At 59.2% G+C, this 16,589-nt stretch carries 14 protein-coding genes; 7 read left to right on the top strand and 7 right to left on the bottom strand.

The features are described 5' to 3' along the window. Window positions 1-85: 85 nt before the first annotated feature. The 7 genes from ACQZ60_RS12705 to ACQZ60_RS12675 form a co-directional block, all read right to left on the bottom strand. Window positions 86-1,084 (bottom strand): aldo/keto reductase, encoded by a 999-nt coding sequence (locus ACQZ60_RS12705; RefSeq protein WP_448735372.1) that lies wholly within the window; start codon window positions 1,082-1,084, stop codon window positions 86-88. Beyond that, window positions 1,081-2,055, bottom strand: coding sequence for a sugar-binding transcriptional regulator (locus ACQZ60_RS12700; protein WP_059757988.1), 975 nt, complete (start codon window positions 2,053-2,055; stop codon window positions 1,081-1,083). Before ACQZ60_RS12700 ends, ACQZ60_RS12705 begins: the two co-directional genes overlap by 4 nt. Before the next feature lie 41 nt (window positions 2,056-2,096). Further along, on the bottom strand, window positions 2,097-3,098 hold the full coding sequence (locus ACQZ60_RS12695; RefSeq protein ID WP_035264951.1) for an ABC transporter permease: 1,002 nt from the start codon (window positions 3,096-3,098) through the stop codon (window positions 2,097-2,099). A 12-nt stretch (window positions 3,099-3,110) separates the two neighbouring features. Continuing rightward, window positions 3,111-4,631, bottom strand: coding sequence for a sugar ABC transporter ATP-binding protein (locus tag ACQZ60_RS12690; protein ID WP_448735371.1), 1,521 nt, complete (start codon window positions 4,629-4,631; stop codon window positions 3,111-3,113). Between the two features lie 70 nt (window positions 4,632-4,701). After that, complete coding sequence (locus ACQZ60_RS12685) at window positions 4,702-5,715, bottom strand: substrate-binding domain-containing protein (RefSeq protein WP_078052169.1); 1,014 nt, start codon at window positions 5,713-5,715, stop codon at window positions 4,702-4,704. 347 nt (window positions 5,716-6,062) lie between these two features. Continuing rightward, window positions 6,063-6,299, bottom strand: a complete 237-nt coding sequence (locus ACQZ60_RS12680) for an acyl carrier protein (RefSeq protein ID WP_448735551.1) — start codon at window positions 6,297-6,299, stop codon at window positions 6,063-6,065. Between the two features lie 452 nt (window positions 6,300-6,751). Continuing rightward, the gene (locus ACQZ60_RS12675; RefSeq protein ID WP_448735370.1) at window positions 6,752-7,663 is read right to left on the bottom strand and encodes an HNH endonuclease; all 912 of its coding nucleotides are present in this window, start codon (window positions 7,661-7,663) and stop codon (window positions 6,752-6,754) included. Between the two features lie 360 nt (window positions 7,664-8,023). Here ACQZ60_RS12675 and ACQZ60_RS12670 point away from each other — a divergent pair, with 360 nt between their 5' ends. The 7 genes from ACQZ60_RS12670 to ACQZ60_RS12640 all read left to right on the top strand — a co-directional run bounded on the left by ACQZ60_RS12670 (window position 8,024) and on the right by ACQZ60_RS12640 (window position 16,519). Next, window positions 8,024-9,067, top strand: coding sequence for a LacI family DNA-binding transcriptional regulator (locus tag ACQZ60_RS12670; RefSeq protein ID WP_448735369.1), 1,044 nt, complete (start codon window positions 8,024-8,026; stop codon window positions 9,065-9,067). A gap of 16 nt (window positions 9,068-9,083) precedes the next feature. After that, window positions 9,084-10,694, top strand: coding sequence for an FAD-dependent oxidoreductase (locus ACQZ60_RS12665; protein ID WP_448735368.1), 1,611 nt, complete (start codon window positions 9,084-9,086; stop codon window positions 10,692-10,694). 28 nt (window positions 10,695-10,722) lie between these two features. Continuing rightward, window positions 10,723-11,982 (top strand): ABC transporter substrate-binding protein, encoded by a 1,260-nt coding sequence (locus ACQZ60_RS12660; protein ID WP_448735367.1) that lies wholly within the window; start codon window positions 10,723-10,725, stop codon window positions 11,980-11,982. A gap of 48 nt (window positions 11,983-12,030) precedes the next feature. Then, window positions 12,031-12,957, top strand: a complete 927-nt coding sequence (locus ACQZ60_RS12655) for a carbohydrate ABC transporter permease (protein ID WP_448735366.1) — start codon at window positions 12,031-12,033, stop codon at window positions 12,955-12,957. Next, entirely contained in the window at window positions 12,947-13,789 is an 843-nt protein-coding gene (locus ACQZ60_RS12650; protein WP_448735365.1) for a carbohydrate ABC transporter permease, read from the top strand. Before ACQZ60_RS12655 ends, ACQZ60_RS12650 begins: the two co-directional genes overlap by 11 nt. A gap of 15 nt (window positions 13,790-13,804) precedes the next feature. Further along, a complete protein-coding gene (locus ACQZ60_RS12645) occupies window positions 13,805-14,848 on the top strand; it encodes an ABC transporter ATP-binding protein (protein ID WP_448735364.1) in 1,044 nt (347 codons plus the stop codon). A gap of 66 nt (window positions 14,849-14,914) precedes the next feature. Next, window positions 14,915-16,519, top strand: a complete 1,605-nt coding sequence (locus ACQZ60_RS12640; RefSeq protein WP_448735363.1) for a SecDF P1 head subdomain-containing protein — start codon at window positions 14,915-14,917, stop codon at window positions 16,517-16,519. Window positions 16,520-16,589: the final 70 nt, after the last annotated feature.

Raw genomic sequence — 16,589 nt, 5'->3', positions numbered from 1 at the left:
AATGTTGTTGACCGTTTAAAACGACGTGAGAGACGGGACGAAAATGATGCGCTGTTCGCCTGAAGTCCCGTCTCAGCCTACATAATCAGGTATCGAGCCCCACAAGATGCTCCGCGACACCGGCGCTGATGAGCGCCAGCTCACTCTCCGTGAGGCGAAGACGTGCGGCCGCGGCGTTTTCGACCGCCTGAGCCGGATCGCGCGCGCCGCACAGCGAGAATGTTATGCCCGGCTGGGCAATCGTCCAGGCAATCACCACCTGTGCGACCGAAGCTCCATGGGCAGCCGCCACCGGTTCCAGCACGCCCATCAACCGCGCGATTTTCTGACGGTTCGCCTGGCTGAAGCGCGGGTTGCCGTGGCGCTGGTCGTCTTCCGCAAAGACCCGTTCAGGCCCGACCTTGCCCGAGAGGAGACCGAGCGCCAGCGACGAATAGCTGAGGACCGAGACATCATTCTTTCGGCAAAGCGGCAGCAGCGTCGTCTCGATATCGCGCTTCACCATGGAATATTCTTCCTGAATGGCATCCAGCGCGCCGGTGGCGATATAAGCCTCAAGATCGCCGGGCGAGACGTTGCTTGCCCCGATGGAGCGGATCTTCCCCTCCTCTTTCAGCCGCACCAAAGCCCCGACCGTCTCGGCAATCGGCGTCGTGGCGTCCTGCCAATGGGTCACGTAATGATCGATATAGTCGGTTCCGAGCCGTTTCAGGCTCTCTTCGACCTCGTGCCGGATGGAAGCGGCACCGAGATAACGGTAAACGGGCTTGCCATCCTGATGGAAGAAATAAGCACCCTCATTCACATGCCAGACGAGCCCGCATTTGGTGACCAGCACCACCTTCTCGCGCCTGCCGGCAATTGACTTGCCAACGATGGTTTCCGCAAGCCCCATGCCATAGGCTGGTGCCGTATCGATCAGGGAAATACCCGCATCGATGGAGGCCTGGATGGCGGCGATGGATTGCCGCTCGTCGGTGCCGCCCCACATCCAGCCGCCGATGGCCCAGGTGCCGAGCCCCACGGCGGATGCGCCGATGCCGCTTCTGCCGATCGTCCGGGTCAATATTGCATTGTCCGTCACGCGGTTTCCCCTCCTTCATGATCCAGTAAATAGCCGGCTATCGCCTCGTCCACGACGAGCGAGGTCAGATAGCGGCCGGCAAGCGTGGCCGCCACCGGTCCGGCCTTGATGGCGCCTGCCGCCACACCGATAATATTCGGGCACCGGGCAAGCTGCCCGGGGTCCAGCGCCACCACGCGCGAGTTGAGATCGATGCGCGCCAGTTGCCCGTCCGCCATGGTGAGATGGGCGAGAAACTCGCCGGCAATGCCCGCATCCACCAGCGCCTGCCCACCACGGGCCGCATCCGGCAGAAGATCGTAATAACCGGAGCCGGGAGCCTCCACGGAGCCGATGCCGACCAGCGCCACCTGCGCCTGCCGGGCCAGATCGAAGACCTCGCGGATCGATGCGACATTCATCAGCAGATCGCGCTGTTCCTCATCCTCGGCAAACAACGGTGCATGAACGAGCGATGCGCTGCCGCCGAGTTTCTCCGCCAGTTGCGTGGCGAGATGATTGACATCCGTATAGTGCTTGCCCTGCACGCCGCCGGTCAGCGGCACCACCCGCACATCGAAACGACGCTCCGCCTCCAGATTGTCGACAACGGCACTCACCGCCTTGCCGCCGGTAATCGCGATCACATCGCCGTCACGAATGGTTTCCAGCAAGTGGTTGGCGGCCACCCGACCCACCATCTGCAAGGCGGTTTCCGGATTATCGGAGACCGTCGGCGTCACCACCGACTGCCTGAGGCCGAAACGGCGGGTGATCTCGTTTTCGAGGTCCACCAACCTCTGATAAGGACTGGCGATGGTGATCTTCACCATGCCCGCCTTGCGGCCGGCCGCAATCATGCGGTTCACCTTGGTATGGGAAAGATTGAGTCGCTCGGCGATTTCCGACTGCTTCACACCCTCGATGAAATGCAGCACCAGGACGGAATACATCTGTCTCTGTTGATCGAAATCGTCCTTGATATCCAGCATGGTCGTCTTTCTCCAGTTACCCTCGGGTGAGCGAAGGGCGCTCAACGGCGGCGCCTGACCAGATAGTGGTCGAACAGGACCGCAGTCAGCAATATGCTGCCCCTGATGATGTCCTGCCAGTAGACAGACACATTGAGCAAGGCAAGCGAACTGGAAACCACCGAAAGAAGGATCGCCCCAAGGATCGCGCCGAGAATGGTGCCCGAGCCGCCCGAAAGGCTCGCGCCGCCGATGACCGCCGCCGCAATCACGTTAAGTTCCATGCCGACGCCGAAGCTGGGCTGGGCAGAACCGAAGCGGGCCATATAGATAACACCTGCAACACCGCACAACATCGAACAAAGCGTGGTGGTGGCAAACACCACCCGGCCGACGCGGATACCGGAATAGGCCGCGGCCTTCGGATTGCTGCCGGTATAGAACACTTTGCGGAAGGCGGTCGTGCGCCGCAGCAGCAGATCGAAAGCAACAACCACCACCGCGAAGATAATCAGCACCAGCGGAATGCCGCCAAGCGCGCCCTGACCGATGAACTTGAATTCCGGCGGCAGGGAATAGAGCCCAAGCGGCCGCCCGCCCGTCGCCAGCAGGCACACACCGCGCGCAATCACCATGACGCCCAGCGACACGATGAAATGATGCAGACCGATCACCGTCGTCAGGAATCCCATGGCCATGCCGATCAAGGTCGTAAGGCAGATCGCCAGTCCCGCCGCCACCCATGGGTCGACGCCATTGAGAAACAGCCAGCCAGCCGCCACCATCGCAAGTGCGGTGACGGAGCCGACCGAAAGGTCGATACCGCCAGAGATCAGCAGGATCGTCATGCCCACCACGACGATGCTTTCGATGGCGAAGACCATGGCCATGGCCCGCAGATTGTCCACGGTCAGGAAATACGGGGATATGAAAGACATCACTGCAAAAAGCGCGAGGATGATGACGATCAGCCCGGTTTCCCGCGCCTTGAGCGCCGGCTCCCACCAGGCGGTGCGGCGAACCGCCGTCTCAGCTATGCCCGAAGGTGTTTCCGATGTTGCCATTTTCCCGCTCCCTCAGGCCCTTTCCGGGCTATGCACAATATTGATCGATGCGAGCTGCATGATCTTTTCCTCCGTCATGTCGTCGCCCTCGACCTCACCCGTGATGCGCCCCTCGCGCACGACCAGCACGCGGTCGCTGACGCCGATGAGTTCCGGCAGCTCCGAAGAGATGACGACCACACCGACCCCCTCACGCGCCAGTTCCCGGATCTGGCGATGGATTTCGGCCTTCGCGCCCACATCAACCCCGCGTGTCGGCTCATCCAGAAAGATGACCTCCGGCTCCACCGAGAGCATCTTCGCCAGCGCCACCTTCTGCTGGTTGCCGCCGCTCAGGGTCGATACCGCATCGCCGATGCTGTTCGCCCGCAATTTCAGCCGGCGTCCCAACTCATCGGCGCGCTTCATTTCTTTGCGCCGTTCGATGAAGCCCATGCCGTTCGACACCCTGCCGATATCGAGCGCGGAGACATTCGAGGCAATGGACATATTGAGGAAAAGCCCGTCCCCTTTGCGATCCTCGGACAGATAGACCAGCCCCTCGCGGATGCTGTCGCGATAATCCTTGAGCCTCAGCGGCCGGCCGCGCAGCGTAACCTCGCCTCTCGGCTTCCCCTCCAGCCGGCAAACCGCCCGGGCGATCTCGCTTCTTCCCGCACCGATCAGCCCGGCAAGCCCCAGAATTTCGCCGCGGTGCAGATCGAAATCGACATCGAAAACCCGCTTTCCTTCATTCAGGCCCCGAACCGAGAGAATGACGTCATCCGATTTTTCATCCTCCGAAAGCTTTGGCGGGTAGAGCTTGTCGAGCACCCGTCCCACCATGCTGTTGACGACTTCCTCGGGGGAGATATCGGCAATATTCTCCGTCCTGATATGGCAACCGTCGCGCATGACGGTGATGCGGTCGCAATGTTCGAAAATCTCGGCCATACGATGCGAGATATAGATGATGGCAATGCCCCGTTCCGCCAGCCGGTGCATGATCCTGAAAAGCGTCTGCGCTTCGGTTTCGGTCAAAGCCGCCGTCGGCTCGTCGAGGATCAGGATGCGGCAATCGAGTGTCAGCGCCTTGGCGATTTCGACGATTTGCTGTTGCGAAATCGACAGGTCGCCGGCCCGACGGGCGGGGTCGATATCACCGATTTCCCGCAGCACAATTGCGGCCCGCTTTTCGAGATCGCGATAGTTCATGAACCAGGAGCGGCTCTGACCCGTCTGCGACATAAACATGTTCTCGGCGACCGAAATCTCCGGGCAGAGCGCGATCTCCTGATGCACGAAACCGATGCCGAGCCGGTTCGCCGCATTGGGCGAGGATATCTTGACCGGTTTGCCATCCAGCACGATTTCTCCGCCATCCGGCTGCAGAATACCGTCGATGATATGCATCAGCGTCGACTTGCCGGCGCCGTTTTCACCGGCCAGCGCATGGATTTCGCCGCGCCGCAACTCGAGTGCCGCATTGCGGAGCGCCCGCACGGGGCCGAACGCCTTGTGAATATTCGTCATGCTGAGGATGACCTCACCCATAACGCCCTCCCGAACCTGCTTCCCCTTGTGGCCGGCGAGGCGCAAACCTCGCCGGGTCCAGAGCGACGCGTCAGCGCCCTTTCATATAGTCGTTGAGATCGAAGGAAGCGGCGTTCGCCTTGGTGATGACAGCGAAACCATTGTCCATCGAAGGAACCTGCATCGGGTTGAAGCCGGAAACCTTGTAGTCGTTAAACGGGTCGATCAGGTCCGAATGGGCGCCCAGAAACGTGTTCATGAAACCCATGAAGCCCTGAACGCCCTGATTGGGATTGATGGACATGTAGATATTGCCCTGCTTGATGTGCTCCAGCGTGGCCGGGGTGATATCCGCATGCAGGATCAGGACCTTCTTCTTCGCCTCAAGGACCGCAGCCGTCGCGCCTTCGGCCGAACCGGCTTCGGGAATCCACAGGGCACCCAGATTGGGATTGGCCTGCAACAATGCGCCGACAGCCTGGTAGGCAAGGTTCGAATCCTGATTGGTCGCCTGGCGGCCGACCAGCTTCATCTGCGGATAGGTGCGCCCCATATAGTCGATGAGGGCCGTGACGCGCAGATCGTGATTGCTTTGTCCCGGATTTTCCAGAACGGCATATTCACCTTTTTCGCCGAGCTTCTTGACGATTTCGTCAGCCGCAAATTTCGCCTCGGCAACATTGTCCGAGGTAATATAGGCGGTGCGCTTCGACTTCGGCGAATCCGCCGCAAAAGTCGTCACTGAAACGCCGGAGCCGATTGCCTTGTTGATCGGTTCGATAAAGGGATCGGCCTGCATCGGGTGCAGCAGGATGCCCTTCGGCTTCTTCACCAGCTCCTGCTCGAAAGATGCGATCTGCTTGGTGATGTCATATTCCGGGGTGCCGGTGAAAACGGCCTCGCAGCCGAGCGCCTTTGCGGCCTGCTTGAACCCCTCGAAGACCGGCACCCAATAGGGGTGACTGGAAACCATGACGTTCATCACATAGGTCTCACCCGGCTCGCAGGCAAACTTGCCCGCAGCAGCGGCCTGCGAACCGGCACCAGCGGCAATCGCCACGGCTAAAACACCCGCGGCAGCGGTCGATTTCAGAAAAGCCAACATATTCCCCTCCCAAGGACAATGACTTAGTCCGCAATAAATTTTATTCGATGTAATTTATTGCATGCGGCTTGGGATAGCCGGAAACCGAGCGGCCGTCAATGCTGTTTGAATTTTATTTTATAGCGTGAAATTTATTTCAGTTCATGCGGTAGGATGGAGAATACGGCTTCTCGTAGGGAGCTTCGACGCAAACCGGGGCGCAAGGCACGGACGCGATGGCCGGCGCCTAATCGGCGCCGAGCAAATAGAGGATGAATTTATAGAGGACATAGGCGCCGACAACGGCGGGAAGAAAGTATATGAAGGGATGGATTATCGCCATATCGAACGCGCCTTTTCCAGATCGACTACGTCGTTGCCAGCTGAACAAAACGAATGGCATCACCGACAGTGGAAAGACTGTCTGCGGCAGCATCGGGAATTTCGATGCCAAATTCCTCTTCGATCTCCATGACGATCTGAACGACCTCAAGCGAATCGGCATTCAGATCTTCGGAAAAATCGGCTGTATCGACTATTTTATCATCAGCTATTCCGAGCTGCTCGCCGATGATTTTCGCCACCCGTTTTCTTATCTCGGACACTGCGGTGTCTGTCGGGACCGAAAAACTCACCATCTCGATTCCGACTTCCTGTTTTCCGTGCCGATGCCATCGGACATCCATCGATAGAAGGCGAAAATGCCTATCGCGAAGACAAAAAGGGATATGAGGCTACCCAGGTTCGACATTGCTCTCTCATTTCTCCCCCCGATAAAATCTAAGCTTCGGAATGAGTGACCTGCAATGAAGATTTTGTAATTTATTGTTGCCCGTAACCGGCTTTTAGGCCGCTCTCTGTCTCGGAACTTTTCCGGCTTTCATGAATTGTATCCGGCTCGCAGGCGCACTCCGGTGACATAGACAATGAAATGGATGCCGGTCCGGCACCACGTAGCGCAGACCGCTTTGGTCTGAACCAAATAGGTCTACGATATCTGACCTAGCCCTGCCGAACGGGCAATGGACAGTAACCTCCAGATTGCACGCACCGAGCCCTAGGCCTTAAAACAGTTCTCCCGATGCCATTGCAAGAAATGTGGATGAGGCCTCTCGAATGACCGAGCTGGCACGATTGCCCGGCCAGACTTGTTAATCAGATGAAAAATGCTTTCCGGATCATTGGCCTGGCGGGAAACGATAATTTCGAGGCTATCGGACAGACCGATCAGCCCGCGGTCGAACATCCAGTGAGCCGTGCCTGAAAGGGCGATACCGTTGCTTATGATGTCGGGACCATTTGCCTCGACAGGACGTATGTGCGCAGCGTCAACTTCTGCCCGCCCGCCGCCATTGATAAGCTTCAGGCCTGTAATTGCGCATCTCTTGTCATAAGCCTGCAAAACCAGCCGGCGAAACAGGCGGTTTCGAACAAGGCGCGAAGAGAGCATCGTGACACGCTCCCGCTCTTCCTCCAAGACGAAGGGCGTCTGAGGTTCGTCTTCGAACGCCAGTAGGCCTCCCGTTTCCTCCGGCTCACCAAGCCGCGGTAATTCCACTTCAAGCTCCGCCAATCCAATAGAGACGATGCGATTAAAATCTGCCGATGATATCGAGCGCACGGCCGCCTGCGCACGGCCGGAAATCCGGCCCTCATCATTCAGCAACCCGCGCTCGACAATTCCATCCTGCCCACCGAACGCAACAGGATTGACAAAGTCGAGGTAGCTTCCTGGCTCGATCAAAGCCAGATACATCCCGGAAGCCTTGGGGTCGGCAATGACTTCGGCTACTTTGGCGACAGCAAAATAACCACGCGTCGCTACAACCTTGCGCGGCTCGTAATAAATGATCCAATCGCCGACGCAGGCTTGCACACGTCCGAGATATTGGCTCGGAAACTGATATTGCTCCGCCGGACTGTCGTCGTAGATTGAATCTGACCGATGAATGAAAACCCCGAATCCCATGTGCGAATATTAGCATCAACGCGACGGGTAAGTGCAACCTGGTTTTGTATTATCAATCAAAATCAGCTGTTATCTCCAGATCGCATCACTCGTTTCTGAGCGTATCCGGGATAGAGTTTGGCAATAGATCGAGGCCCGACGGCGTTTGCCAAAAGCAGCGAAAATTTTCTTCACATCTCTCACGAGAGTCATTCAGCACGCATCTTGCAATTTCGCGTGCCGCCTATAGCGGCACCATGCTCCGTGCCGGAACCAACACATCCTCGCGGAGTACCTCAACTCTTGACATCCCCTCGCAAACCCTGTTTATACGCATAAGCAGCTAATACGAATTAGCAGTCGGCAGGAAACGAGGTTTCGATGGTTAGGCGCTTGACGCAACGGGACATTGCGATCTTCGCGGGGGTCAGCCAGGCGACGGTTTCGCTCGTGCTCAACGAGGCGAAATCCGCTGAGGGCCGTATCCCGCCTGAAACGCGAGAGCGTGTGCTGAAGGCCATTCGGGACACGGGTTATGTGGCGGACCCCATCGCGCGCAGCATGGTCAAGGGCGCCAATCGGATTCTGGGTGTTTTTACCTATCAGCCGGCTTTCCCGATTGCGCAGGCGGATTTCTACACGCCTTTTCTGATGGGGATAGAGGAGGAAGCGGAGAGGTTGGGCTACGACCTTCTGCTGATGACGGCTGCGGCGCGCGACGATAACGGCCGCAAGCGTATCTTCGGGGAAACGGGGCGGCTTCGACTTGCTGACGGATGCCTCATTCTGGGCAGTCAGTTCGACCGCGATGAGCTGGCCCAACTGGTCGCCGGTGACTATCCCTATGTTGCAGTCGGACGTCGTGACGACGCCGGCGGGCCGGTGCGTTATGTTGGCGCGGATTACGTGACAGCCACGCATGCTCTTGTCCGAGAGGCGCTTGCCGCCGGCCATCGCCGCTTCGCCTTTATCGGCGCGACGGGTCCGGCGGAATCCATCAGCGACCGCTGGCGTGGTTTTCTGGCCGCAATCGAGGGCGCAGCGGAGCTGGTCTATTCCCACGAAAGCGAAAATGGCGATCCGGGCGAACAGCTGGCCGCCGTTCGCGCCAGCGGAGCGAGCGTCGTTTTTTTTGCCGAAGTGGCCGAAGCGGTGGTCTTCGACAATCAGGCCCGCGCCCAGGGGGTGAGCGTCCCCGGCGATCTTTCCATCGTGGTGCTGGGCAGCGGCACACGCACGTATACGCTCCGGTCGCAACGCGTCTTCACCTCCTATGCCATCCCCCGCGAAGAGATGGGCCGGCAGGCGACCTCCATGCTGGTCGAAACCCTCACCAGCCCCCCCGGCCCCGTACGGCAGATACTGCTGGGTTGCGACATCGTGGCGGGCGAAACGCTCGGCTCCCCAAATCAAGGCCCAACTTAAGGAAAGAGAACCTGACGTGAGAGAATACAATGCAGATATTCTTGTGGTTGGCGGCGGACTTGGCGGCGTGGCCGCGGCGCTTGGGGCCCTGCGAAACGGCCGCAGCGTTATCCTGACAGAAGCGTTCGACTGGATTGGCGGCCAGCTGACAAGCCAGGCCGTGCCGCCCGACGAGCACAGCTGGGTCGAGCAGTTCGGGATCACGGCCAGCTATCGCGCCCTGCGCACGGGCGTGCGGCAATATTACCGCGACCACTATCCGCTGACGGACGCCGCCCGGGCGGATCTGACGCTCAACCCCGGTGACGGCAATGTATCTCGCCTCTGCCACGAACCACGCGTTTCGCTGGCGGTGATGGAGGCAATGCTTGCCCCTTACGCGGCCGGCGGCAAGCTGACCATCCTCAAGGCCTATGAGCCTATCGCCGCAGACGTCGACGGCGACACCGTGCGGACCGTGACGCTGCGCCATTGCAATACGGGCGATCTCATCTCCTGCTCGGCCCGCTACATTATCGACGCCACCGAATTGGGCGATCTGCTACCGCTGACCGCAACCGATTATGTCACGGGTTTCGAGGCCCAATCCGAAACCGGCGAGCCGAGCGCGCCGGCCGAAGCGCAACCCCACAATCAGCAGGCCGTCTCGATCTGCTTCGCCGTCGATCAGGTTGACGGCAATCATGTCATCGACAAACCCGCCCGGTACGACCACTGGCGTCAGGTTGCCCCCGAATTCTGGGGTGGCCCGTTGTTGAGCTGGGACTCGCCCAATCCCCGCACACTGGAGCGCAGCCGCCGGTTCTTCGATCCCAACCCGGTCGACAACGCAACACGCGACGTTGCCGACCAGCGTCACAGCGCCGGCGATATGAGCCTTTGGATATTCCGCCGTATTGCTGCCCGCCATACATTTCGGCCCGGCGCCTATGCCAGCGATATCTGCCTCGTGAACTGGCCGATGATCGATTATTTCGAGGCACCGATCATCGACGTTACCCCCGAACAATATGCCGAGCGGCTGGCCGATGCGGCAAGCCTGTCCTATTCCATGTTCTACTGGATGCAGACCGAGGCGCCCCGCCCGGATGGTGGCCAGGGCTTTCCGGGCCTGCGCCTGCGCGGCGACATTACCGGCACGGAGCATGGCCTGGCTATGGCGCCCTATATACGCGAAAGCCGTCGCATTCGCGCCCTGACCACGGTGGTCGAGCAGGATCTGTCGCTTGCGGTGCGCGGCGATCGCGGCGCGGTGCATTACCCGGACAGCATCGGTATCGGCATGTACCGCATCGACCTGCACCCCTCGACGGGCGGCAATAATTATATCGATGTCGGCGCCTGCCCATTCGAAATTCCGTTGGGTGCTCTTATTCCCCGCCATAAAACGAACCTGCTGGCCGCTTCCAAGAATATCGGCACCACGCATATCACCAATGGTTGTTACAGGCTGCATCCGGTCGAGTGGAACATCGGCGAAGTGGCCGGCATGCTGGCCGCCTATTGTCTCGACAAGGGCGAGACCCCGCATGGCGTGCATGCCGATGAAAAGCGGCTGGCGGAGTTCCATACCCATATTGAACGCCAAGGGGTGGAGCGCCATTGGCCTGATATTCGCGGCTATTAGCTAATACGTATAATCTGGGAGGATTATTATGCGCAGCAGTATAGTGAAAATTGCAGTGGCCGGTTTTCTGGTCACATCCGGGCTGGTTTCGCCGGCTTTGTCGCAGGAATTGCGGATGGCCATCTGGAGCGCCAACGAAGCTCATCTGGCCCTGTTCAACGAGATCGCCGATGAGTTCGAGGCGAGCCATCCCGGCGTCAAGATCACCTACGATTCGCTTGCCTACGAAGGCTATGCGACCACTCTGACCACCCAGATCGCCGGCGGCAATCCCCCCGATCTGGCCTGGCTGTTCGACACGACCGCGCCCGACTTCATGGCGGCAGGGGCGCTTTATCCCCTCACCGAAACCTTTGCCAATACCGAAGGTTACGACATGGGCGACTTCCCCCCGGCAACGCTCACCGCCTGGTCGTATGAAGGGGTACAATATCTCTATCCGTTCTCGACATCGCCCTTCGGCGTCTTCGTCAACAACGACATGATCCGGGCGGCAGGCGCAAAGACGCCCGCCGAGATGATCGCTGCCGGCGAATGGAACTGGGACAATGCCATTGCGACGGCCGCAAAAGTCGCGACGACCGGCAAACAGGGATTGATCATTCGTGATTTTGAATACAAGGCGTGGGAGAATCTTGCCGAAGTCTATACCGGCTGGAATGCCTATCCCTGGTCGAAGGATACCAAGTCCTGCGCTTTTGCCAGCCCGGAGATGGTTGACGCCATGCGCTTCATCCATGATGCGATCTTCGTGAAGAAAGCCATGCCGGGACCTGGCGTTTCTGCCGATTTCTTTGCCGGGGATGCGGCGATGACGACCACCCAGATCAGCCGCGCATCGCTGCTGCCGAAAGGCGACAAGGCCTTCGACTGGGATCTCGTGCCGTTGCCCACGGGGCCTGCCGGCGACTATGCCGTTACAGGTCGCGCAGGCATTGGCGTCATGGCCAGCGGCAAAAACCCGAAGCTTGCGGCGGAATTCCTGGCGTTTTTCTCCTCCAAGCCTAATGTAGCCAAGCTCGCGCGCTTTTTCCCGCCGGCACGGCAAAGTCTGCTCACCGCCGATGTGCTCGCGGCCGCCAATCCATTGCTGTCGCGCGAGCAGATAGAGGCCGTGGTCATTCGCGGCGTCGCCACCGGTCAATCGACGCAGCAGGTTCTCAATTTTGCCCGGCTGCAACAGACTGTTCGCGCTGGCCTCGACGGTCTCTGGCGACCCGATGCCGATGTCGCGGCTGTCCTGCAAGCGCTTTGCAGCCGTCTTGACCCATTGCTGGCGGCCAATTGACGCTTCGCAGTCATCCGGTGGATGCGAAAGGCAGAAGGAAGAAGAGCCATGACGCTTGCCCTCCAGACGGCGCAAACAGAGGCCCGGCGCGGCTTCTGGACAATGGCGCGGCGTGACGCCGCCACCGGTTATCTGTTCATAGCGCCGCAACTCATCGGTATCGTTGTTTTCGTGCTCGTGCCGCTGGTGCTGGTCTTCTGGTATTCGCTGCATGAGTGGAACGTGCTGGCGGGATCGTTCCGGTTCACCGGCGTCGCCAACTACCAGAAGCTGCTCAGCGATCCGGTCATAGGCGAGGTGATGGCCGTGACCGCCGTGTTCTCCGCCGGGCTTGCCCTGCTCAATATGAGCCTGGCGCTGGGGCTTGCGTTGCTGTTGAACCAGAAACTCGCCTTCATGACACTGTTCCGCACGCTTTTCTTTTCTCCTGTCGTGGTGTCGCTGGTCGCCTGGACAATCGTCTGGAGTTTCCTGCTGCAAAACAATGGCGGCATCAACGGCCTCCTGCAAACGATCGGCGTTGAGGGTCCCAACTGGCTGCGCCACCCCACGACAGCGATGATCTCGGTCATCGTCGTGCAGGCGCTCAAGAATCTCGGTCTCAACATGATCCTGTTTCTCGCAGCACTGCAGGGCGTGCCGCGGGAACTGTTCGAAGCCGCGCGCGTCGACGGTGTGCCGCGCTTCAAGCAGTTCTATCGCATCACCCTGCCGATGATCAGCCCGACGATCCTGCTCGCCTCCATCGTCACCATCGTCGGCGCGTTGCAGGTCTTTGCGCAAATCATGATCCTCACTCAGGGCGGGCCGGGTTTTTCCACGACGGTTCTTGTCTATTACCTCTATCAGCAGGCCTTCCAGTTCTATCTCTTCGGTTACGGTTCGACACTTTCCATCATCCTGCTGGTCATTGTCGGCGCTCTCACCTTCATCCAATGGCACCTGCGCAGAAAGTTCGTATTCTATGAAAACTGAACTCAGCCCACGCGCGCAGGCGCTGATCTATTTCATACTCTGCGTGCTGCTTGTCCCTTTTGTCTTTCCGACCTGGTGGATGGTGACGTCGTCGGTCAAACCCGTCAGCCAGATATTTGCCTTTCCGCCAGATATCTGGCCGCGCGCCTTCGATTTTTCCTCCTATTCCGACGTTTTCAGAATACAGCCCTTCGCGCTGCAATACTGGAACTCCGCCTATATCGCCGCAATCGTCACCATCGGCACCATGGCAGTGGCGTCTATGGCCGGATATGCCTTTGCACGCATCAGGTTCCCCTTCGCCAACGCCATCTTCATGGTGGTGCTGGTGGGGTTGCTCATCCCATCCGAAGTGACGCTGGTTCCGCTGTTCCGGATGTTTCTCAAATGGGGCATGATCAACACGCACTGGCCGCTGATCCTGGTGCCGATCTTCGGCGCGCCGGCGGTCTTCGCCACCTTCATCATGCGCCAGTTCTTCATCTCCTTACCCGTGGAACTGGAAGAAGCCGCACGGGTCGATGGCCTCGGCCGGTTGAAGATATTCTGGACCATCGCGCTGCCGCTTGCCCGTCCGGCGCTGGCCGCCGTTGCAATCTTCACATTTCTCGGCAGCTGGAACCTCTATCTCGAACCCATCGTCTTTCTTTCCACCCCCGACAGGTTCACTCTGCCCCAGGCACTGACACAATTTACCGACGCCTATGGCGGACCGATGTGGAACATCCAGCTTGCCGCCGCAACGATGACCGCCATTCCCGTACTCATCGTCTTCATCGTTGCGCAGAAACAATTCGTCGAAGGCCTCGCCCATACCGGGCTCAAAGGCTAATCGAAAGGCTGACCCATGGCACCCGTTACCCTTAGATCCGTCAAGAAAAGCTATGGCGCACTCGCCACCATCCATGGTGTCGATATCGATATTGCCGATGGCGAATTCGTTGTCCTCGTCGGCCCTTCGGGCTGCGGCAAATCCACCCTGCTGCGGATGATCGCGGGCCTTGAAACCGTTACCAGCGGCGATATCTCGATCAGCAGCCGTGTCGTCAACGAGATCGAACCGAAAGACCGTGACATCGCCATGGTCTTCCAGAACTACGCGCTTTATCCGCATATGAGCGTGGCCAGGAATATGGCATTTTCGCTCGAGCATCGCGGCGGCAGCAAGGCCGAGATCGCTGAGCGGGTGAACTGGGCAGCGGATATATTGGGGCTGACGCCATTGCTCGAGCGGTTCCCCCGCCAGCTTTCCGGCGGGCAACGGCAGCGTGTCGCCATGGGCCGCGCAATCGTCCGCAATCCTCAGGTTTTTCTGTTCGACGAACCGCTCAGCAATCTCGATGCCAAGCTGCGTGTGGTGATGCGCGGTGAAATCAAGGCGTTGCACCAGCGTCTGGGGGTCACGACCGTTTATGTCACGCATGACCAGGTGGAGGCCATGACCATGGCTGACAAGATCGTGGTGATGAATGCCGGACGGGTCGAGCAATGCGGAGCGCCGCTCGAGCTTTATGACCGACCCGCCAATCCCTTCGTCGCCGGCTTCATCGGTTCGCCGGCGATGAATTTCATCAAGGGACGGCTTACCGCCGCTGGCTTCGAGGCTGACGGCGTCGTCCTGCCCCTCCCGCCCGGCCCTGCCACAGGCGAAGCGATCTACGGCATCCGCCCGGAACATTTCGAACTGGTCAACCATGGCCTCACAGCAACCGTTTTATTGGTGGAGCCGATGGGGTCGGAAACGCAGGTCACGATGATGATCGGCGATCACCAGGTCATCGGTGTCTTCCGCAAGCGCGTCCAAGCGCAGCCGGGCGCAACCATCCAGGTTCAGCCGGATCTGGCATCGATCCACCTGTTCGATGCCAGAACCAGTCAACGGCTCAATTAGCGGACCGCGCGCCATGACATCGCCTGAATGCAATGATCGCGGAATCGCAGCGCAAGACGGGATTCAATGATTAAAAATCACTGCTTGCGGGAGGCGTTTGGCGTTGAACCTGGGATAGACAGTATGAAATCGACGTGTCAGGTGTTGGAAAGCCGTAATCGGAGGGAGACGCAAATTCGCACGAACGCAACGCGCCGTAATATCGGTCTGGTCCCTTCCCTCTTTCTCGCCGCCGGGCTGATATTCCAGGCAACGATGGCAGCCAGCCCGGCGCAGGCGGTGGAGAGCGTGACCGTTCCACCTTACGAGCCTGCCGTCGGGACTGAGCTTCATTATCGGGTTCAAAAGACGACCGAGACCGATATGTCGCTTTGGTTCGACAGGCCGGAAGCATCATCCGTTGTCATGCGGGGTGATTTCCGTCAATCGGCAACGGTCCTGTCGCGGAACGATGAGGGGATGCGGATGAAATGGAGACTTTCCGCAGACATTCCCCCGGATGCGACGGGTGCTGCGGATTCCTATGCGATGAACGCCATGTTCCGCAATTCGCTCGCCGCTTATGGTGTCGAGGAGCTGGAATTCGACGCGGATCCGAGCGGTGCTCCGACGGCGCTTGTCGGCGCCGATCAGATCATTGCCAATATGGAAATGCTCCTGTCCACATCCTCGTCGGATAACACGGCCTCCCGCATGCTCCAGACCGTTAAAGGTAATCCTCTTGTCGTTATCAACGTGCTTGCGCCGGAAAGCATGATCCTTGCGCTCGGGCAGTCCTCCGAAGCTTTCACGACAGATATCGGGCAGGAATGGACGGTTGCGGGAAGCGAAGAACTGAAGGGGGTGCTCGTTCCGACAAGCACCGTCTGGAAACTCGAAGCCGCCGACAAGGCCCGGCAAACAGCCACATTCAGCGCGACGGTCACCTACGATCCGGCTGCCCTGCTGCAATCCCAGCAATCTTCGATCGATGGCATGATCGCAAGCTTCGCAGACCGGGCGAAACAACTGACCGATGCGCAACTGGCGCAGGCCAGAAGCGCCGGCAAGTCGCGGACTGTGACCTATGTGAATTCAACACGCGACGGCTCGACAATCGAAGTGCTGGAAAACACGGTCGCAAGTGTTGGCGGCATGAAGGTCACCGTGAGTGTGCATATCTGGCGAGAGGATCAGCCACCGGTCCTGCCCGCGCCGCATGCCTGGACCGCCGAGACCCTGTCTGGCCAACGCGTTGAGCCGCTACCCAAAAACAATACGCAGGCTTCGATCGATCTGGACCAGTACCGCCCGAAGGCCGACGCCGATACCGCTTCCTCTCCCAACCAGAATGAGGGTGGCAAAACCTCTGCCGACAGCGGCGGGGACATTGCACCGATTTCGCTCAAGGTCGCAAAGGTGAAAACCTCGATCAATCCCGCTGCCGGACCTGCGGTGGAAATTACCTTGACACCGGAAAGCGCCAAGGCCTTCGAGGATTTCACACGCGCGGCTCTCGGGCAGAAGACCCAGTTGCTGGTTGATGGAGACGTCATCTTCGAACCGGTCGTGAGAGAGCCGATTATGGGCGGCAACGTCACCATCAGTGGCCTTGATTCAGCGCAAGCTCTGGCCGTCGAACGGAAATTGTCGTCTTCGGAGGCCACGATCATTGTGCGGTTGGTGCCATAATCCTGCAAAAGGGAAATGGCGATCGCTGCTGGTCGCCAAAGGACGCGAGCAAGACAATAACCGGGAACGA

This window comes from Agrobacterium sp. 22-223-1 (genome assembly GCF_053522385.1).
Note: the sequence above shows the minus strand (reverse complement) of the source record. Positions and strands in the feature narration are given on the sequence as shown.